This is a genomic window from Streptomyces fulvoviolaceus, from assembly GCF_000718165.1.
In the GTDB taxonomy this organism is placed as follows: Bacteria; Actinomycetota; Actinomycetes; order Streptomycetales; family Streptomycetaceae; genus Streptomyces; species Streptomyces fulvoviolaceus.
This window is the reverse complement of sequence record NZ_JOEY01000070.1, coordinates 20,659-39,753: the sequence shown is the minus strand read 5'-3', so window position 1 is coordinate 39,753 and position 19,095 is coordinate 20,659. Positions and strand designations below refer to the sequence as shown.

Here is a 19,095-nt window from a genome sequence, read left to right as displayed (position 1 = left end):
CAGCGGGGGGACGGGGAGGTCGTGTGGCGGATCCTCGACGGGGAGGGGGTGGGCCGGGATGCGGAGGCGGCCATCGGGGCGGAGGCCGAGCGGTTGCGGGAGTGGGTGGGGACGACGAGGGTGACCCCGCGGTTCCGGACGCCGGTGGAGAGGGAGCTGTCGGCCTCCTGAGCGCGAGACCCGCTCAACTCATTCGCCCTTCACGGCCGTTGAACACCGCACGCCTCTGCGGTTCCGCGACTGCGGGCTCTGGGGCATATTGTCGGAATTCGGCTGTCGCGGCTCTTCGAGGAGTGGGTCCATGAGTCGAGAACTGGGTGGCTCGAAAAAGGGTCCGCGGGACACGCCGGGGATACCAACCCCCGAGGCCGTCCGGGAGCCCATCAGGTTCACGGACGGCAGCGGGGAGATACGAATGCGGGACGAGCGGGACAAATCGGCCCCCGTACTCGAAAGGCAGGAATACCACTTGCCCATCTCGCGGACCGAGCTGAAGCAATGCGCCCGCGAACTCCTCAACGCAGCTAAGGAGTTGAAGAAGAGCCTGGATGGTGACCCTGCCGTCCTGGCGAAGCGGACGCGTGTTCTACTGCGGTGCTTCAGGGACCTCGAGAACGTCATCACCGGGCCGGCGGGCTCCGGCAAGCCCGTTTACGGCGCCCCGACCAGGACCGATCCCACCGAGACGCGGGAGATGGCGTGCGCAGCCAAGGAGGTCGCCGAGTCCCTGCTGTCGAAGAATTTCACCAACTCGACGCTCCGGGAGGCGATCGGCGAGGTAGGCCCCGCCCCGTCGAAGGAGAAGCCCCTACCTGGCGAGTGGGGGGTGTCTACCGCGTTCGACGTCACCTCGTACGTCACGCTGGACTACTCGAACACCGAAGCCGTCACACGCCAAGCGGCCTCCGAGTGGGCCCGCAACAGCGGACCCGGCACGAAGCTGGCCGTGTCGACAGCCCAGTACCTTCTCGGAGTCTCGCCGCTGAAGCTGGGAAACGACGTCACGAAGATGCTCGGCGAGGCGGCGCAGGGCAGCAACGCCAAGTCCCTCAAGGCCAACATGGCCGTGCTGAGCAAGGCAGGCAGGGGCTCGTCGAAGCTGGAGAAGTGGCGACGCCGCCGCGAGCCCGTGCTGCCTCCACCACTGCTACTGCCGCCGGTCATGCCCAGCCCTGAACAGAAGTCGGCCGATCTCGGTCCGGTTTTCAAGTTCGCGTCCCCCAAGGTGCCGGAGTGGCCGGACACAACGCCCTCGCCGTTCGACCCCCCGGAGATCGGCATGCCGTCCCACCCACTACTCGACCCGACGGAGCCGGACACAGAACTCTCGCCGTTCGACCCCCCAGAGATCGACATCCCGCCCCACCCACGACTACTCGACCCGACAGAGCCAGACCCAACGCCCTCACTGTTCGACCCCCCGGATCCGGAGGAGCCCTTCGACCGCGGCATCCGCGGACCCGGCATCTGACCCCCCGGAACAGCACACCGCCCGCCCCCGCAGGACGGGAGCGGGCGGCTCGCAGGGCCGGAACTCAGCGGCTGTACCGCATCAGCGCCCGCACCATGTGGCACGTCGTGTCCGACGGCGGATGCACGCCGATCAGTTCGGCTGCGCTCCGTATCGTCTCGTTGCGGGCCTGGTTGGGCAGATAGACGCCCGAGTCGAGCAGGGCGATGGCGAGGCGCATGGCCTTGAGGCGGCGGTTGTGGGTGACGTACCACTCCCGTGGACGCCCCGGCGGCAGCGGTCGCTTCTCGATGGGCGCGTACGGCAGGTCGAGCAGCACGGGGTGCTTCGCGGTGGACTGGGTCGGGAACGGCTTCGGCTTCAGTGCGGCAGCGGGCACAGGCATCCTCCTGTCGCGGTAAGGGCACCGGACGGGGACTTCGGCGACCCCGGCGACACCCTCGAACACTGCTTCTATTCTACCGTCCGGCACTGACAAAAGCCCCTGACCACAAGGGCTTTCGAGGGCACAGTGACGCAGGTGGAAGACGGGTTTTCGCGTACCGTGGACGGCATGGAGATCTGGATCAACCCGGCCTGTTCGAAGTGCCGCAGCGCGATCACACTGCTGGACGCGGAGGGTGCGGACTACACCGTCCGCCGCTATCTGGAGGACGTGCCGAGCGAGGACGAGATCAGGGCCGTCCTCGACCGTCTCGGCCTCGAACCCTGGGACATCACCCGCACCCAGGAGGCCGCCGCCAAGGAGCTCGGGCTCAAGGAGTGGGCGCGGGACGACACTTCGCGCGACCGGTGGATCAAGGCACTGTCCGCACATCCCAAGCTGATCCAGCGGCCCATCATCACGGCGGACGACGGCACGGCACTGGTGGCTCGTACCGATGACGCCGTACGGGATGCTTTGTCCCGGTAGGCGATGTGACGCAGGTTACTTCGGCTGACTCCTGTAACCACTGAGCAACCTCGTTCGGTATCTCGTACATAGCGGCGTACGCTCCCCTATCTCTCAGGAGCCGCGCATGTCGCGCAGGAGAACTCTCAGTACGAAGAAGAAGCTCGCGCTGCTGGTCAGCGCGGCCTCGGTGGCGGGTGGCGGGGCCTTCGTCATGGCGAGCACGTCGAACGCCGCGGCCCCGCAGACGGCGGCGGAGTCGACCGTATGCCAAGGGCTCGCCACCGCACTCGGCAACAACCAGCGGTTCATCGAAGGGCAACGGGCCGATCCCGACGCGCAGTCGGCGGCCCGGATCTCCAATCGTGAGGCGGTCGTCGCACAGATCAAGGTGCAGCAGGAGGCCTCAGGGTGCGCGGTCGGGGAGTCGGCTCAGGACCCCCAGGCCACGCAGCCCGCACAGGTCACGCAGCCCTCCCAGGCCGCCACCACCCCCTCCGCCGCGCAGACCTCCCCCGCCTCTTCCGGACAGCAGGTGTGCAACGGCTCGACCGTCACCCTGTCCGGCGAGGGCGGTGCGCCCGCCGCGTCCAGCAACCAGTTCCCGGCCGGCACGAAGCTGAAGGTCACCAACCTGGACAACGGCAAGTCCACGACGGTGGAGGTCACTTCGGTCTCCGGCAGCTGCGCCCTGCTCAACAACGCGGCCTTCGAACAGGTCCGGGAGCCCGGGAAGTTCCTGATCCGCCGGGCCGTGATCGAGAAGGTGGGGTGAGGCCGTTCGCGTAGGGAATCGTTGACGTGTCACGCGTCCTGCCGCCCCCGGCCAGGGGTGGCAGGACCGGCATGTGGGGGTCTGTTCGGCGCTCACACCGTGAGTCCGCTCACAGCACCACCAGGTAACACGGGGTTCACATTCGAGCAATGATCGGGAAATCGCCTGTTGACAGGCTCGCGGGCAACAAGAGCGGCGCCCAGTGCCGCAGCGCCGCAGCACCCGCAAGTGCGCCTAGACCCACCCCCGAAGGATGTGGCCCGTGACCTTCAAGGCTGAGTACATCTGGATCGACGGCACCGAGCCGACGGCCAAGCTCCGTTCCAAGACGAAGATCCTGGCGGACGACGCCAAGGGTGCCGAGCTGGGCATCTGGGGCTTCGACGGGTCTTCCACGAACCAGGCCGAAGGCCACGCCTCGGACCGTGTCCTCAAGCCGGTCTTCTCCTGCCCCGACCCGATCCGCGGCGGCGACGACATCCTCGTCCTGTGCGAGGTCCTCAACATCGACATGACGCCGCACGAGTCCAACACCCGTGCCGCGCTGACCGAGGTCGCCGAGAAGTTCGCCGCTCAGGAGCCGATCTTCGGCATCGAGCAGGAGTACACCTTCTTCAAGGACGGCTACCCGCTCGGCTTCCCCAAGGGCGGCTTCCCGGCCCCGCAGGGCGGCTACTACTGCGGCGTCGGCTCCGACGAGATCTTCGGCCGTGACGTCGTCGAGGCCCACCTCGACAACTGCCTCAAGGCCGGTCTCGCGATCTCCGGCATCAACGCCGAGGTCATGCCCGGCCAGTGGGAGTTCCAGGTCGGCCCGGTCTCCCCGCTCGAGGTCTCGGACCACATGTGGATCGCCCGCTGGCTGCTCTACCGCACCGCCGAGGACTTCGGCGTCTCCGCGACCCTCGACCCCAAGCCGGTCAAGGGCGACTGGAACGGCGCCGGTGCGCACACCAACTTCTCCACCAAGGCGATGCGCGAGGGCTACGACGCGATCATCACCGCGTGCGAGTCGCTCGGTGAGGGCTCCAAGCCGCTCGACCACGTCAAGCACTACGGCGCCGGCATCGACGACCGCCTGACCGGTCTGCACGAGACCGCCCCGTGGAACGAGTACTCCTACGGCGTCTCCAACCGTGGCGCCTCGGTCCGTATCCCGTGGCAGGTCGAGAAGGACGGCAAGGGTTACATCGAGGACCGCCGTCCCAACGCCAACGTCGACCCGTACGTCGTGACGCGTCTGATCACCGACACCTGCTGCGCCGCGCTGGAGAAGGCCGACCAGGTCTGATCCACGGTCCCAGCTTTCCGAGGGGCGTCCACCGTCGCGGTGGGCGCCCCTCGCGTTGTCAGTGGGGCGTGCCATGGTGGGGGCATGGAGATCGACGGGGGCCTGGCCGTCAAGGTCGAGGCGGAGAACGGGCAGACGTACACGCGGATTTCGGCGGGGCGGCTGCGGGAGTTCGTGGAGCGGATCGGGGACGCCGGGGACCATTTCCTCGTCGTGCAGCGGATACCCGACCGGCCTGGGGTCTTCATCCAGGTGGCACACGAGCGGGGCGGGGTCTACGAGTTCCAGCACCGGACCGGTCCCGTGCCCCACATGTGGGTGACCGAGGTGACGGACCCCTCTCTCGTCGCGGACGTGATGGTGCGCTGGGCGCGGCAGGAGGAGGGCTGGGACGCGGGCGTCACCTGGCAGCGCGACGAGCTGACGCCGCCCGAGGAGGTCCCCGCGCCCGATCCGGAGGTCGCGGCCCGGGCCGAGGGGCATGTGCGCGAGATGCTCGCCGACGGCTACCTCGCCATCAAGGAGCTGATCCGCGAGACCGTGTATCTGGTGGAGGACGGCCTCTCCCCCGCCCAGGCCGGCGAGATCGTCGAGCGCCTGTGGCTGGAGCGTGTCGACGAGCAGGAGACCTGGACCGGCCCGACCGACCCGGACCGGCTGGAGCGGGCGTTCGCGGACCTGGAGCGCTCCGGCATCGTCGCCCGCGAGAACTTCACCTGCTGCCGAAGCTGCGGGATGGCGGAGATCGGCGCCGAGACGGAGGACCCGGAGGGCACTCGGGGCTTCGTCTTCTTCCACCACCAGGGCACACGCAGCGCCTCGGAGGGCCACGGACTCGCGCTGTACTACGGCGGGTTCGACGAATCCGCGGACACCACCACCCGGGTCGGACACGAGGTCGTCGCCGCGCTCGGCGCCGTCGGCCTGTCCGCGGAGTGGGACGGCGATCCGGACAAGGCGGTCACCGTCGCGCCCCTGAGCTGGCGCAAACGCCTGGTGGGGTGACGTACGCAACGCTCGATTCACGTCAAGGAAGCGTCCAAGCAGTGAGAGGAGGCTCCTGTTGCGGGCCTGTGTCTGCTTCAATGGGCCCATGGCCAGCTTCCAGAAGTACACCGCGACGGGTCGCCATGACCTCGAGCCCTTCTGGCCTTCCCGTCAGCACCACGACTTCGACCGGGTGTGTTGCCGCGCGATGAACGCGCCGGCCCTCTAAAGCCGTACACCCCGGCCTTCGGCCAGCGCGAAACGACGTAGGTCCCCTCGACGAGCCCGACCACGAACTCGAGGCCGTCGACCTTCCTGACGAATCTCTCGCGCGAAAGAGCTGACCTCTCATGGCGACCACTCGTTCTCTCTCCTCCACCCCGACCCTCGCCTCCCCCGCCCGGCACCGGCTGCGCGCCGTCGACCGGGACGAGGTGGTCGACGTCACGGAGTTCCTGCCGCCCGGTGCCACCTGGCTGCCCGCTCCCCAGCACACCCTGCCCACCCTGCCGGGCCAGCCGCCGATGATCGGCTACCTGGTGCTCGTCCCGGCCGACCAGCAGCCGCCGTTCCTGCCGGTGGCGGTGCCCGACCGGCCGGAGGCCGAGGAGGAGGCCGCCGACGCGGGCTCCCCGCTCGTCCGTATCGACACCGTGCAGCGCACCGCGGACGTGGACGGGCGCGAACTCGACCTCACGTACCTGGAGTTCGAGCTGCTCGCCCATCTGGTCGCGCACCCGAACCGGGTGCACACCCGCGACCAGCTGGTCACCACGGTCTGGGGCTACGGCCACGTGGGCGACGGCCGTACCGTCGACGTCCACATCGCCCGGCTGCGCCGCAAGCTGGGCTCCGAGCACCGGGGTGCGATCCAGACCGTGCGCAGGGTCGGCTACAAGTACACGCCGCCGACCGGGCGTTGACCCTGGTCCCAGCTCTCTGCTGACGGCAGACCGCTGTTCCGTTCCGTGGCTCCGGCGGGCAGAGTCACCCGCATGAGACTTCTCCTGCTGGGTGGTACGGAGTTCGCGGGACGGGCCGTCGCGGAGGCGGCCCTCGGGCGCGGCTGGGACGTGACCGTCTTCCACCGGGGACGGCACGCACCGGCAGCCGGGGTGCGGTCGCTGCACGGCGACCGCACCGCGCCCGACGGGCTCGGCGCCCTGACCGAGGGCGAGTGGGACGTCGTCGTCGACACCTGGTCGGCGGCGCCCCGCGCGGTACGGGACGCGGCGCGGCTGCTGCGGGGCCGCGCCGGCCGGTATGTGTACGTGTCCAGCTGCTCGGTGTACGACTGGCCCCAGACCGCCGGATACACCGAGGACGCTCCCCTGGTGGCGGGCGCCTCGGCCGATGCCGAACAGACCGACTACGCCCGGGACAAGCGGGGCGGCGAACTGGCCGCCCTCGACGCCTTCGGCGCGGACCGCTCCGTACTCGTACGGGCCGGGCTGATCCTCGGCCCGTACGAGAACATCGGCCGGCTGCCGTGGTGGCTCGGCCGGATCGCCCGGGGTGGGCCCGTTCTCGCGCCGGGGCCGCGGGACCTTCCCCTCCAGTACGTCGACGTCCGCGACCTCGCGGAGTGGGTGCTGGGGGCGGCCGTAGCGGAGTTGAGCGGGGCGTACAACCTCGTCAGTCCGCGGGGGCACGCCACCATGGGCCAACTCCTCGACGCCTGTGTGGAAGTGACCGGCTCGGACGCCGAACTGCGCTGGACCGACCCGGATGTCGTCCTGGGCGCGGGCATCGAACCGTGGACCGGGCTGCCGGTGTGGGTGCCGCCGGGCAGCGAGCTCCACGACCACCTGCACGGCTCGGACGTGTCCAGGGCGGTCGGGGCGGGGCTGCGCTGCCGTCCCGTGGGCGAGACCGTCGCCGACACCTGGCGCTGGCTGTGCGACATCGGCGGCAGCCCACCTCAACGCCCGGACCGGCCGGCCGTAGGGCTCGATCCGGAGCTGGAGGCGAAGGTGCTCGCAGCGAGCACGGGCGAGGGCGGCGGGGGTGTACCTGGCACCACCCCCTGACCCGGCGTCCAAGCCCAGTGACCCGCCCCTCCCCCTCGGCCAGACTGACGGCATGACCATCGAGACGAAGAGCGGCAGCAGGCAGACGAGCCCCACGAGCGCGCGGGGCATGGGGCTGGCGGGGGTCCGGGGGCTGGCGCTGGCCCTGTTGACGCTGCCGGGGGCGGTGCTCTGCTTCACGCTCACCTTGGTGTCCCTCGCGCTGATCCCCATCGGGATCGGGATCGTGACGACGCCGTACGTGCTGACGGGGGTGCGGGCGTTCGCGGATGCGCGTCGGGTTCTCGCGGCGCAGTGGTGCGGGGTGCGGATCCCGTCCGCGTACCGGCCGATACCGAAGGACGCCAACCCCTGGACACGGACCTTCGGGATGCTGCGCGACCCGGCGACCTGGCGGGATCTGCGCTGGCTGCCGGTCGACATGACGGCGGGGTTCGTGACCGCGCTGCTGCCGGCCGTGCTGCTCTTCTACCCGCTGGAGGGGTTCGCGGTGGCGGCCGGGCTGTGGCGGGTCTTCACCGACGCCGGGGGCGGCACCTACTGGTACGCCTTCGTGCCGGTCACCGGACAGGCCTCCGCACTCGTCGCCGGTGCCGTGGCCGTCGGGTTCCTCTTCCTCGCCCACTTCTTCACCGTGCGCCTGCTGACGGTCCACTTCCGGCTCACCGGGGCCATGCTCGCTCCAAGCCAGGGCGAACTGGCCGAGCGCGTAAGGGTGTTGACCGAGACGCGGCGGGACGCCGTCGACACCTCCGCCGCCGAACTGCGCCGCATCGAGCGGGACCTGCACGACGGGGCGCAGGCCCGGCTGGTCGCCATGGGCATGGACCTCGGCACCATCGAGATGCTCCTCGACAAGGACCCGGAGCAGGCCAAGCAGCTGCTCGCACAGGCCCGCAGGTCCTCCGTGGACGCGCTCGCCGAGCTCCGCGACCTCGTGCGCGGCATCCATCCGCCGGTGCTCGCCGAGCGCGGACTGGGCGACGCCGTACGGGCGTTGGCGCTGCGGCTGCCCATAGCCACCGAGGTGGAGGTGGATCTGGTCGGCCGCGCGGACGCCCCCGTCGAGTCGGCCGCCTACTTCGCGGTCAGCGAGGTCCTCACCAACGCGGTCAAGCACTCGGGCGCCGACCGCATCTGGATCGACCTGCATCACACGGAGGAGATGCTGCGGATCTCCGTCACCGACAACGGCAAGGGCGGCGCGGTGGCCGGGGCCGGTTCGGGTCTCGCCGGAGTCGAGCGGCGACTGGGTACATTCGACGGCGTCCTTGCCGTCAGCTCTCCCGCGGGCGGTCCCACCATGGTCACCATGGAGATCCCTTGCGCGTTGTCCTAGCCGAAGACCTGTTCCTGCTGCGCGACGGCCTCGTCCGGCTTCTCGAGGCCCATGACTTCGAGATCGCCGCGGCCGTCGAGAGCGGACCCGAACTGGCCCGTGCGCTGGCCGAGTTGGAGCCGGACGTCGCCGTGGTCGACGTACGCCTGCCGCCGACGCACACCGACGAGGGGCTGCAGTGCGCGCTCGACGCGCGGCGGAACCGGCCGGGGCTTCCGGTGCTCGTCCTGTCGCAGCACGTGGAGCAGTTGTACGCGCGTGAGCTGCTCGCCGACGGCAGTGGCGGGGTGGGGTATCTGCTCAAGGACCGGGTGTTCGACGCGGAGCAGTTCGTGGACGCCGTACGACGGGTGGCGGCCGGAGGTACGGCGATGGACCCGCAGGTGATCCAGCAGCTGCTGAGCCGGCGGGCGGCCGGCGACCAGCCCCTTGCCCGGCTCACGCCCCGCGAGCGGGAGGTGCTGGAGCTGATGGCGCAGGGCCGTACCAACGCGGCGATCGCCGGCAAGCTCGTCGTCACGGAACGGGCGATCGCCAAGCACACCGCCAACATCTTCGCCAAACTGGGCCTTGAGGTGTCGGACGACGACAACCGCCGCGTCCTGGCGGTTCTCGCGTATCTCGACCACGGTCGCTGAAACCACGCCGAATTCCCACCCCGCCTGCACACCTGCGGTAGGGGATCAACAACTCCTGGTATTTCCTTGGCAGTTGGGGCGGAAATGTCGTACGAACCTCTCATCAATTTCTGAGACAGCTGAACACCCGTGGGACGACAGCCGTATCTGATGGAGCCGCTTCACTCCTGTCGGGCGCCTCGATAGCCCCGAAAAAGGAAGTCAGAGGAGTTCCATGGGACGCAATACACGTAAACGCCGCTCGTCGATGGCCACCAAAGCCATAGCCGCGTCGGCGGCCCTAGCGCTCGGTGGGGGCGGGCTGATCTGGGCAAACTTCTACGCTTCGGCGCACGAGTCGAACTCGGCTCAGAACCAGACCAAGGCCACGGCCGCCCAGATCGCGACGATCAACTGCCCCGACGTCGGCCAACAGCTGACGAAGGTGCCGAAGAGCGCGCGCCGAGGCGTCGCCAAGGAGGTTGCTCTGCTCGACAGGCAGGTCACGGATGCCTACACGCGTCTCGCGAGTACGCGCCAGGCCCAGGCGGGAGACGCCAGCTACGTCGACAACGCCATCCTCAGCCCGCTGAAGTCCAAGCGGACTGCCACGCTCGACCGGATCGGCATCAACATCAAACGTGCCGGCGGCAGGGCTCCGCAGGGACTGGACCAGCTCGCCCAGTGCCAGGGCGTGCCGGCCGAACAGCCGGAGACCAACGACGGCGACGGTCAGGACCAGAACAACGACGGTCAGGACCAGGGCCAGGACCAGAACAACGACGGCCAGGATCAGGACCAGGGCCAGGACCAGGGTGACGGCGGTCAGGACCAGGACCAGGGCAACGGCGGCCAGGCCGGCAACGGCCCGGCGGCGGACGACTTCGTGGACATCACCCAGGTCCAGGGCAGCGCGCAGCTGGGCGTCGGCGCGAACGGGCTCCCCGCGAACGGGGACAGCGGTTCGACGGGCACCTTCACCACGAGCTGTGGCACCAACGAGAACGAGAACCGCAACTCGGACAACGTGATCGTCGCTCCCGGTGTCAGCAATGGTGCGCAGCACCAGCACGACTACGTCGGCAACCAGGCCAACAACGCTTTCGCGAGCGACCAGGACCTGGCGAACGGCGAGACCACCTGCGAGAACCAGGGTGACGCGTCGTCGTACTTCTGGCCGGTGCTGCGTGTGCAGGACGGTCAGGACGACATCGACGCGAACGCTCCCGGTGGCGGCCAGGACGGCAACGTCGGCACGATCGTGCAGGCCAGCGAGGCACAGCTGAAGTTCGTCGGCAACAAGACGAGCGATGTCGTCGCGATGCCGACGGCCCTGCGCATCATCACCGGTGACGCCAAGGCCTTCGTCAACGGCAATGCCAATGCCAACGCCAACTGGAGCTGCACGGGCTTCGAGGACAAGGTGCAGCTGCACGACAAGCTCCCGATCTGCCCTGAGGGCAGCTCCGTGGTGCGGACGTCCAACTTCCAGAGCTGCTGGGACGGCCAGAACATCGACAGCGCCAACCACCGCACGCACGTGGCCTTCGTGCAGGCGGACGGCACCTGCGCCAACGGTTTCCAGGCGATTCCCCAGCTCCAGGTCCGCCTGGTCTACGACGTCCAGGCCCCGCAGATCCAGAACGGACAGGTCCAGAACGCCTTCGCGGTGGACTCCTTCCCGGACCAGCTGCACAAGGCGATCACCGACCACAACGACTTCATCAACTTCTTCGACGAGAACACGATGAACCAGATGGTCGAGTGCATCAACAGCGGCCAGAACTGCCAGTAGTCCTGACCCAGTAGGAAGCCGGCGGTGGGATTTCCCACCGCCGGCTTTCGTCTGCCCAGGGCCCAGGAACCGAACCCGCGCGGTCAGCCGTGGCTGTTGTGGCTGCCACCGGGATTCATGTGGGCGGACCCTTCCTCCATGGTCCCGCCGAGCGTGCTCCGCAGCGCCGTGACCGTCTTCTCCTCGCCGACGGCGACCCACTTGCGGCCGACCAGGTAGTAGCCGCCGTAGTCCTTCGCTCCGTTCAGCCACTCGCGCTGGCCGCGGTCGGTGGCGAAGGTGGCGAGGACGTACTTCTCGTCGCCCTTCTTGCAGATGGCCTGCCGGATGGTGTCCGCGTCCGTCTGCATGTTCGGCTTGCACTTCGCTTCGGCGGCGATGTGCTCGAGGCTGCCGGTCGCCGTCTTCGGCACGGCCGCCTCGCTGCCCCCGTCGGATCCGCAGCCCGCCAATGCCAGTACCGCGGCCGCGCCGGTCAGCGCGAGCTTCGGTCGGGTCAACCTCATCTGTTCCTCCGGTCACGACGACAGGGTCAGGCCCCGGCGGGGGCCCGTCCCCTTCGATACGGCTGCGGGGCGCGGGGCGCTCAAATCGACTGTCACTGTGGGCACTGCTGTGCGAAAGTGTGCCGGTGAACGAGGACTGGGAAAAGCGTGTGGCCGCCGCCTGGGAGACCTTCGACGACTATCCGGAGGAGAACGCGGCTGATTTCCGGGCCGTGATCGACGCCCTCGTCGCCGAACTGCCCGAGGACAGCCCCCTCGGCCCCTTCGAGCGGGCCTGCGCCTGGGACTCGACCGGCCACTCCGACAAGGCGGCTCCGCTGTACCGGGAGGCGCTCGCGAAGGGGCTGAGCGGCTACAAGGGCCGCCGGGCCAAGATCCAGCTGTCCAGTTCACTCAGGAACATCGGGCAGGCAGAAGAGGGCGTCAAGCTGCTGACACCCGAACTGGACGGCCCCTCCGACGAGTTGGACGACGCCGTACGGGCGACGCTCGCCCTGTGCCTGTCCAGTCTGGGCCGCGACCGCGAGGGCCTCTCCCTCGTCCTCGGCGCCCTCGCGCCCCATCTGCCGCGCTACCAGCGGTCGATGGCGAACTACGCAAGGGCCCTGGTCGCGCCGGAGGGCTGATTCACCCGCCTGGCGGTGACCATTCAACGATTCGCTCGTTCTGCTGAACGTGCAGTCACAGGATGTCGCCCCGCGCCCCGCACCCGCCTCCGCCTCCTCCGCCGACCCGTTCGTCGACGTCGAACAGGCCGAGGCCGCGCTCGTCGAGCACTACCCCCGGCTGGTCCGGCTCGCCTATCTGGTGCTGCCGCCGGCCCTGGGCCGCAACCGGCGTGTCCTGACCGCGCACGCCCTCACCCAGCGCGCGCTGCCCAGAGGCCGGACGTCGGCGCCGGTGATCCCGGCTCAGTCGACGGGCCGCGAGGGAGACCCCGGCTACTCCTTCGTCCGTCTCCAGGTCGTGCGTACGGCACTGGAGGCGGGCCTGCCGCTCAAGCGCAAGGCATGGCCCAAGCGGTCCCAGCTGCCGCCGCTGCTCCCCCAGGTCTGGGGCCTGCGCCTCTTCCCGCGCTCCGGCGGCGCCGACGAACTCGCCCTGGACCAGCGGCTGTCCGCCCTGTCCGGCCCGGCCCGCGCGGTGTACGTACTGCGCGGCCTGGAGAAGCTCCCCGACGGCGACGTACGCAAGATCCTCACGGCGGCGGGCGTCGGCGACGTGGCCGCGGCGCTGAGCGAGGCCGACGATGTCGCCGCGCAGTACGCGCTGCTCGACTCCCCCGAGTTCGACCCGTGCTCGCTGCAGGCCAGGCCCACCGACCTGATGCGGCGCAGGCAGCACATGAAGGCCGCGCTCGCCGCGGGCGCCGCCGTCGTCGTGTGCGGTGCGCTGCTCGGTCTGCCCGGCGACGGCTGGGCCCCCGACGGCGCCGCCGCGCCCGCCTACGCGCAGAACCCGGCGGCCCAGGCCGCCCTCGACCCGGGCCGGTTGACCAGGGTCGTCCCCACCGCGTGGGAGTCCGCCGCCCGTACCGACTTCTCCGTGTGGCCCGCGCGCGGCGACCTCACCGACGACTCCGCCCTGCTGCGCCGCGCCCTCGCCGTCTGGGCCCGCCCCGGCGAGACGGTCCAGGTCTCCGCGACCCTGGGCACCCCGTCCGGCGGCCCGTCCGGCCCGCCCCAGCTCCTGTACGCCGGGACCGTCGACAACGCCCGCGTGGTGATCCTCTACGACGGACTGCGCATCGCCCGCTACGCCGAACCGAAGGACAGCACCAAGGGCGCCGCCCTCGACTTCGCGCGGGTCGACGGCGCGGGCCGGGCCGAGGCGAGCGCGGTCGTCCTCGGCCGGTCCGACGGCAACGTCCGCTATCTGATGGCCCCTTGGGTGACGAAGGCGGCCGAGCGGGACCTGATGAAGCCGAACTCCGGCGCGATGGACCTCGACATGACCGACGGCATCACCTCGCCGCTGGCCGGCCCCGCCCAGAGCGGCACCTGCACCTCGTGGAACGTCCTCCAGGTGACGGACGGCTCCGGCACCCGCCTGATGACGGACCTCGGCGAACTGGTCCCCGCCCGCCTCACGACCGGGCGGCCCGGCTCGACCCGTGAGGCGTCCGGCGCGGAGGCGCTGCGCACCTGGGCGCCGTACGCCTGCTCGCTGGGCGCGATGCGCTCCACGGGCGTACGGAGCGTGAACGCCTGGGCGTATGCCGTGCAGCCGTTGCCCGACGCGAGCGGATCGGCGGACTGGGTGTGCACCCGCGCCGAGACCTGGAGGGGTGGCGGGACGCGCGTACTCGCGCAGTTCCACACCCCGGGCGGGGCGTACGGCGCGGTGGCGGCGAAGGCCGAGAACGTACCGTCGTGCGGGCCGAAGGACCCGAACGTGCTGGCCGGAGTGCTGTGGAAGTCGGCGGCGAAGGGCTGGTACCTGCTGGCGGCGGGCAGCCGGGACACGGCGTCGATCCGGACGACGGGCGCGGTCAGCGGCTCCGCCCAGGGCAACCTGCTGGCCGTGCCGGCCAAGGAGGGGGCCGAGGCCGGGCTGAAGGGGACGCTGGAGAGCGGGCGGTCGATCACCGCGCTGCGGTAGGAGCTCCTCCAGAAACTCTTACTGACATCGGCGTCAACAAGTCGCTGCACGAGGGTTCCTCCGGGACTTACCCGTCAGTACATTGACGCCATGTCCAATACGCCGGAACAGGTGCCTCTCAAGGCACGCAGGGTGTCCTTCTCCTGGGAGGACACCCCGCTGCACTGGGTGCCCGGGGATCCCTTCACCACGCACACCATCAACGTGCTGCACCTGCTCCTGCCCGCCGGCGAGCGGTGGTTCGTGCACGTCTACAAGCAGGTGCTGCCGTACATCCGGGACGAGCGGCTGCGCGAGGACGTCATCGGGTTCATCGGGCAGGAGGCGATGCACTCGCAGGCCCACGACGAGGTGCTGCCGCATCTGCGGGAGCTGGGGCTCGACCCGACGCCGTACACCGCCCAAGTGGACTGGTTCTTCGAGAAGTTGCTGGGCGACCGGGCCCTCCCGCCGGGCCGGGCGCGCAGGTGGTGGCTGATGGAGCGGGTCGCGGTCATCGCGGCCATCGAGCACTACACCGCGTTCCTCGGCAACTGGGTGCTCAACGCCGAGGAGTTGGACCGGCACGGCGCCGACCCGACGATGCTGGACCTGCTGCGCTGGCACGGGGCGGAGGAGGTCGAGCACCGGTCCGTCGCCTTCGACCTGTTCATGCACGTCGACGGCGGCTACCGGCGGCGGGTGCGCACCTGGGCCACGGCCTTCACGGCACTGGTGTTCCTGTGGCAGCGCGGGGCGCGGTTCTTCATGGCGAACGACCCGACGCTCACCGACGGGAAGGCGAGCTTCCGGGCCCTCTACGTCCGCGGCAGGCGCGGCACGCTCCCCGCGACCGGCGACATGCTCAGGTCCATCCCGCGCTATCTGAGCCGGAGTTACCACCCCTCCCAGGAGGGCTCCACCGAGCAGGCCGTCACCTATCTGGCCTCCTCCCCCGCGGCCCAGGCCGCGCTCGCCGCGGAGAAGGGGGTCGCGTGATGCCTCGGCTCAGGACCGTCGCGGCGGTCGCGGGCGCCGCACTGCTCGCCAAGCGGGCGCTGCGCCGCCGGATCCAGGCCTCGCCGTTGTGGCCGATGCCCGCGCTGGCGGAGCCGACATCCGGGCGGCCGCGGTCGCGTGCGCTGCGGCTGACGGTGGCCTCGTACCAGCCGGTCGCCGAGGGGGTCGTACAACTACGGCTGACAGGACGGGACTTGCCGCGTTGGGAGCCCGGGGCGCATCTCGATCTGGTGCTGCCGTCGGGGCTGGTGCGGCAGTACTCGCTGTGCGGGGACCCGGCGGACAGGACGTCGTACACGGTGGCGACCCGGCTGGTCGGGGACGGGCGGGGCGGTTCGCGCGAGGTGCATGAGCAGGTGCGCGAGGGCGTGGAACTCGAGGTGCGCGGGCCGCGCAATCGCTTCCCGCTCGTGGCGGCCTCGTCGTACGTCTTCGTCGCGGGCGGCATCGGGATCACGCCGATTCTGCCCATGCTGCGGGCGCTTCCCGAGGGCGTCGAGTGGCGGTTGCTGTACTGCGGGCGGACGCGGTCCGCGATGCCGTTTCTGGAAGAGGTCGAGAGACTGGACCGGGTGACCGTCATGGAGGGGCGGCCCGATCTCGACGCGTTCTTCGCGAACACGTCCGACGGTGCCGCCGTCTACTGCTGTGGACCGGAAGGGCTGATGGCCGCCGTGGCGGAGCGGTACCCCCGGGTCCACCTGGAGCGGTTCACGCCCGGCGCTGCCACGGGCGGCGCGTTCGAGGTCGAACTCCGGCGCAGCGGCCGGACGTTGACCGTGCCGGCGGACTCGTCGGTGCTGGCCGCCGTACGCGAAGAGCTGCCGAACACGGCGTACTCCTGCGAGCAGGGATTCTGCGGGACCTGCCAACAGCGGGTACTGGAGGGCGAGGTGGAACACCGGGACGAGTTGCTGACGGACGCGGAGCGGGCCGGGTCGATGTTGATCTGTGTGTCGCGGGCGCGAAGTGAGCGGCTTGTGCTGGATATGTGAACACCCGTGGCCGGACCGGGCCGTTCCGGGCCGGATCCGATCGGTAAGGTGTTCGCATGAGTACCGGGGTACGTCGAAGAATGGGAGTCGAGGAACGGCGTCAGCAGTTGATCGGCGTCGCCCTCGAACTGTTCAGCCGTCGCTCGCCCGACGAGGTCTCCATCGACGAGATAGCCGCGGCCGCCGGTATCTCGCGGCCGCTGGTCTACCACTACTTTCCCGGCAAACTCAGCCTGTACGAGGCCGCGTTGAGGCGTGCGGCCGAGGATCTGGCGGGCCGGTTCGACGAGCCGCAGGAGGGGCCGCTGGGGGCGCGGCTGCTGCGGGTGATGCGCCGGTTCTTCGACTTCGTCGACGAACACGGGCCCGGTTTCTCGGCGTTGATGCGCGGCGGTCCGGCGGTGGGCTCCTCGGCGACGAACGCGCTCGTCGACTCCGTACGGCAGATCGCGTATGACCAGATCCTTTCGCATCTGCGGGTGGAGGATCCGCCCGCGCGACTGGAACTGGTCGTCCGCTCCTGGATCTCGCTCGTCGAGTCGACGGCCCTGATCTGGCTGGACGGCCGGCGCATCCCGCGCGGCGAGCTGGAGGTGCAGCTCGTGCACGACTTCGCCGCGCTGGCCGCGGTGAGCGCGTCCTACGACGAGGAGATGACCGCGCTGCTGCGCCATATGCTCAAGGACGAGCCGACGGACGGGCCGTTCACCGACCTGGCGACGCGGCTGATCGCGCTGGCTTCCTAGCGCTCGAACTTCCGGTAGGAAGCGTCCAGGTCGCGCACCTCGGCGGAGGCGTGCAGGACGAGCCCATCGTCCTCAATGTGCTGCTTCAGCAGCTCCAGGACGGCCTCGGTCAGCTTCGCCTTGGTCTCGTCGGTGCGGCCGACGAGCAGACCGAGCGTGACGTGGACGACGCCGTGGTTGTGCTCGTCGGGGTCTTCATAGCCGAACGCCGTGTACTCGCTCGGCCGGAACTGCGTCTTGCACGCCTCCGGCTTCGCGGCCGCGATCTCCACCGTCGCGGTGTGCAGGGCCCGGGCGAACCCCGCGCGGTCGAAGGCGGGGGTCAGCGACCGGGAGTAGTCGACGGTGATCTGCGGCATGGGCACTCCTGTTCTAGGTCAACAAGGTCACCCTAGCCGCAGCGCCAGCATCGCGATGTCGTCCTCCCGGTCGTGGCCGAAGGAGGCCAGGAGGGTGTCGCACAGGGCGTCCAGGCCGGGCAGGGAGCCGGCGGCGGCCGCGCGGAGGTGCTCCATGGAGGCCGAGAGGTCCGTGCCCCGGGTCTCGATCAGGCCGTCCGTGACCATGAGGAGCCGGTCGGTGGGTTCGAGGAACACCTCGGTGGCCTTCGGGTGGGGCAGGCCGACGCCGAGCAGCGGGCCGGTCACCTTGACGTAGTCGGCGGTGCCGGTGTCCCGGACGATCAGCGGGGGGATGTGACCCGCGTTGGCGATGCGGGCGCGCCCGGTGCCGGGGTCGATCAGGGCCAGGCAGACGGTGGCCGTGAGGTCGGGGTGGTAGCGCTGGAGCATCCGGTCGAGGCGCTCGGCCAGCACGGCCGGGTCGCTGTCCTCGACGGCGTAGGCACGCAGCGCATGCCGGATCTCGACCATGACGGTCGCCGCGTCCAACGAGTGCCCGACGACGTCGCCGACCGCGGTGAGCGCGCCCTCGTCGGTGCGCAGCACCGCGTAGAAGTCACCGCCGATCTCGGTCTCCGGAGAGGCGGGCACATAGCGGACCACGACATCCATGCCCGGCAGCTCGGGCAGCCGGTGCGGCTGGGGCAGGAAGCTGTGCTGGAGCGTGAGGGCGACGTGCCGCTCGACCTGGTACATGAGCAGCGGCTCGGCGGCGAACGCGGTGGCCTGGGTCAGCTGAGCCAGCAGGGTGTCGCTCTCGAGGCCCACCCGGCGCATCCCGCGCGCGGGCGCGGCCAGGCACACCGTGGCCCTGCCGTCCTGCGTGCGGACGAGCGCCAGCCGGGCGTCGTGCTCCACGCCGGGCCGGAAGAAGCCGGCCGGCCACATCGGCGCAGGCACGGTCGTGAGCTGTACGCCGGCCTGCCCCCGGGTGAGCCGCTGCAGCAGGGCGGTCACCGCCTCGCCGGCTCCCTCGTCCGGAAGGGCGACCGGAACACGGTCCCGGGAGAGACCGCGGTAGAGCCGGTCGTCCTGGTCGAGGACGAACACGGCGGCCGGGGTACCGGTGAGCCGCGCGATGCCCTCGGCGGCCGCGTCGGTGAGTTCCTGCAGGGAGCGCGCCGCCTGGATGGTGACGATCGTCTCCGACAGCAGCGTCAGCCGTCGTACCAGCGCCCGGTCGCCGGCCCGCAGCTGTGCGTTGCGCACGGCGGCCCGGACCACGGCCTCGATCTCCAGGGGATCGGCGGGCACCTTCAGATACGCCTCGGATCCCGCGCCCAGGCCCTCGCAGCAGTTGACCGGGGCCACGCTGGCCGCCGAGAAGTGCACGACGGGCAGCCCGGCCGTGTGCGGCCGCTCCTTGAAGAGGCGGCACAGTTCGAAGCCGCTCATGTCCGGCAGGCCCACGTCGACGAGGGCCACGTCCGGGAGAGTGCCCTTGAGCAGCCGTACGTCGAGTTCGGCGAGCGCCTCGCCGCCGGTGGCCACCGGGACGACCCGGTGACCCGCACGGCTCAGCAGGGTGCCCATGGCGTACCGGCTGGCCTCCACATCGTCCACGACCATCACGGTCGCACCTGTCAGCTTGCCATTGACGTCCATCTGTTCATCCCTTGGACAACAAGATGGGGCGGACCTGGGTTCGCG

Annotated in this window: 19 protein-coding genes and 1 pseudogene; 16 read left to right on the top strand and 4 right to left on the bottom strand. The window is 70.2% G+C overall.

Annotated features, from left to right (window positions below):
• Both IG08_RS60410 and IG08_RS0147115 read left to right on the top strand, forming a co-directional pair.
• Positions 1 to 171 (top strand): annotated as a pseudogene (locus IG08_RS60410) (winged helix DNA-binding domain-containing protein); the annotation flags it as partial.
• A gap of 130 nt (positions 172 to 301) precedes the next feature.
• Entirely contained in the window at positions 302 to 1,471 is a 1,170-nt protein-coding gene (locus tag IG08_RS0147115; RefSeq protein ID WP_158812372.1) for a hypothetical protein, read from the top strand.
• A gap of 64 nt (positions 1,472 to 1,535) precedes the next feature.
• On the opposite strand, the gene IG08_RS0147110 is transcribed toward IG08_RS0147115, so the two are convergent.
• Positions 1,536 to 1,850 (bottom strand): hypothetical protein, encoded by a 315-nt coding sequence (locus tag IG08_RS0147110; protein WP_030618964.1) that lies wholly within the window; start codon positions 1,848 to 1,850, stop codon positions 1,536 to 1,538.
• Positions 1,851 to 2,024: 174 nt separating this feature from the next.
• Between IG08_RS0147110 and IG08_RS0147105 the strand changes: the two genes are divergently transcribed.
• The 9 genes from IG08_RS0147105 to IG08_RS0147060 all read left to right on the top strand — a co-directional run bounded on the left by IG08_RS0147105 (position 2,025) and on the right by IG08_RS0147060 (position 11,197).
• Positions 2,025 to 2,384: an arsenate reductase family protein gene (locus IG08_RS0147105; RefSeq protein ID WP_030618962.1), complete on the top strand. Its 360-nt coding sequence runs from the start codon at positions 2,025 to 2,027 to the stop codon at positions 2,382 to 2,384.
• A gap of 106 nt (positions 2,385 to 2,490) precedes the next feature.
• Positions 2,491 to 3,138 (top strand): RlpA-like double-psi beta-barrel domain-containing protein, encoded by a 648-nt coding sequence (locus IG08_RS0147100; protein ID WP_030618959.1) that lies wholly within the window; start codon positions 2,491 to 2,493, stop codon positions 3,136 to 3,138.
• A 262-nt stretch (positions 3,139 to 3,400) separates the two neighbouring features.
• Positions 3,401 to 4,429: a glutamine synthetase gene (glnII, locus tag IG08_RS0147095; RefSeq protein ID WP_030618954.1), complete on the top strand. Its 1,029-nt coding sequence runs from the start codon at positions 3,401 to 3,403 to the stop codon at positions 4,427 to 4,429.
• An 84-nt stretch (positions 4,430 to 4,513) separates the two neighbouring features.
• Positions 4,514 to 5,434, top strand: coding sequence for a DUF6891 domain-containing protein (locus IG08_RS0147090; protein ID WP_030618949.1), 921 nt, complete (start codon positions 4,514 to 4,516; stop codon positions 5,432 to 5,434).
• A gap of 332 nt (positions 5,435 to 5,766) precedes the next feature.
• Positions 5,767 to 6,339, top strand: a complete 573-nt coding sequence (locus IG08_RS0147080) for a winged helix-turn-helix domain-containing protein (protein ID WP_030618946.1) — start codon at positions 5,767 to 5,769, stop codon at positions 6,337 to 6,339.
• A 72-nt stretch (positions 6,340 to 6,411) separates the two neighbouring features.
• Positions 6,412 to 7,446, top strand: a complete 1,035-nt coding sequence (locus IG08_RS0147075; RefSeq protein WP_030618945.1) for an SDR family oxidoreductase — start codon at positions 6,412 to 6,414, stop codon at positions 7,444 to 7,446.
• 52 nt (positions 7,447 to 7,498) lie between these two features.
• Positions 7,499 to 8,785: a sensor histidine kinase gene (locus tag IG08_RS0147070; RefSeq protein ID WP_030618942.1), complete on the top strand. Its 1,287-nt coding sequence runs from the start codon at positions 7,499 to 7,501 to the stop codon at positions 8,783 to 8,785.
• Positions 8,770 to 9,423, top strand: a complete 654-nt coding sequence (locus IG08_RS0147065; protein WP_030618940.1) for a LuxR C-terminal-related transcriptional regulator — start codon at positions 8,770 to 8,772, stop codon at positions 9,421 to 9,423. Before IG08_RS0147070 ends, IG08_RS0147065 begins: the two co-directional genes overlap by 16 nt.
• A 214-nt stretch (positions 9,424 to 9,637) precedes the next feature.
• Positions 9,638 to 11,197, top strand: a complete 1,560-nt coding sequence (locus IG08_RS0147060; RefSeq protein WP_030618937.1) for a DUF1996 domain-containing protein — start codon at positions 9,638 to 9,640, stop codon at positions 11,195 to 11,197.
• 83 nt (positions 11,198 to 11,280) lie between these two features.
• On the opposite strand, the gene IG08_RS0147055 is transcribed toward IG08_RS0147060, so the two are convergent.
• The gene (locus tag IG08_RS0147055) at positions 11,281 to 11,703 is read right to left on the bottom strand and encodes a hypothetical protein (RefSeq protein WP_030618933.1); all 423 of its coding nucleotides are present in this window, start codon (positions 11,701 to 11,703) and stop codon (positions 11,281 to 11,283) included.
• A 125-nt stretch (positions 11,704 to 11,828) separates the two neighbouring features.
• On the opposite strand from IG08_RS0147055, the gene IG08_RS0147050 reads away from it, so the two are divergent.
• From IG08_RS0147050 to IG08_RS0147030, 5 genes are all read left to right on the top strand, one after another.
• Entirely contained in the window at positions 11,829 to 12,329 is a 501-nt protein-coding gene (locus IG08_RS0147050; RefSeq protein ID WP_234343157.1) for a tetratricopeptide repeat protein, read from the top strand.
• 49 nt (positions 12,330 to 12,378) lie between these two features.
• Complete coding sequence (locus IG08_RS0147045) at positions 12,379 to 14,304, top strand: hypothetical protein (RefSeq protein WP_030618927.1); 1,926 nt, start codon at positions 12,379 to 12,381, stop codon at positions 14,302 to 14,304.
• Positions 14,305 to 14,394: 90 nt separating this feature from the next.
• Entirely contained in the window at positions 14,395 to 15,282 is an 888-nt protein-coding gene (locus IG08_RS0147040) for a metal-dependent hydrolase (RefSeq protein ID WP_030618923.1), read from the top strand.
• Positions 15,282 to 16,298, top strand: coding sequence for a PDR/VanB family oxidoreductase (locus tag IG08_RS0147035; protein WP_030618920.1), 1,017 nt, complete (start codon positions 15,282 to 15,284; stop codon positions 16,296 to 16,298). The genes IG08_RS0147040 and IG08_RS0147035 overlap by 1 nt, the downstream gene beginning before the upstream one ends.
• Positions 16,299 to 16,354: 56 nt before the next feature.
• Positions 16,355 to 17,044 carry a TetR/AcrR family transcriptional regulator gene (locus IG08_RS0147030; protein ID WP_106981152.1) on the top strand — a complete coding sequence of 230 codons (690 nt, stop codon included), beginning with the start codon at positions 16,355 to 16,357 and terminating at the stop codon, positions 17,042 to 17,044.
• Here IG08_RS0147030 and IG08_RS0147025 read toward each other — a convergent pair.
• Both IG08_RS0147025 and IG08_RS0147020 read right to left on the bottom strand, forming a co-directional pair.
• A complete protein-coding gene (locus IG08_RS0147025) occupies positions 17,041 to 17,403 on the bottom strand; it encodes a 5-carboxymethyl-2-hydroxymuconate Delta-isomerase (protein ID WP_030618915.1) in 363 nt (120 codons plus the stop codon). The genes IG08_RS0147030 and IG08_RS0147025 overlap by 4 nt on opposite strands.
• A gap of 27 nt (positions 17,404 to 17,430) precedes the next feature.
• Positions 17,431 to 19,050 carry a SpoIIE family protein phosphatase gene (locus IG08_RS0147020; protein ID WP_030618912.1) on the bottom strand — a complete coding sequence of 540 codons (1,620 nt, stop codon included), beginning with the start codon at positions 19,048 to 19,050 and terminating at the stop codon, positions 17,431 to 17,433.
• Positions 19,051 to 19,095: the final 45 nt, after the last annotated feature.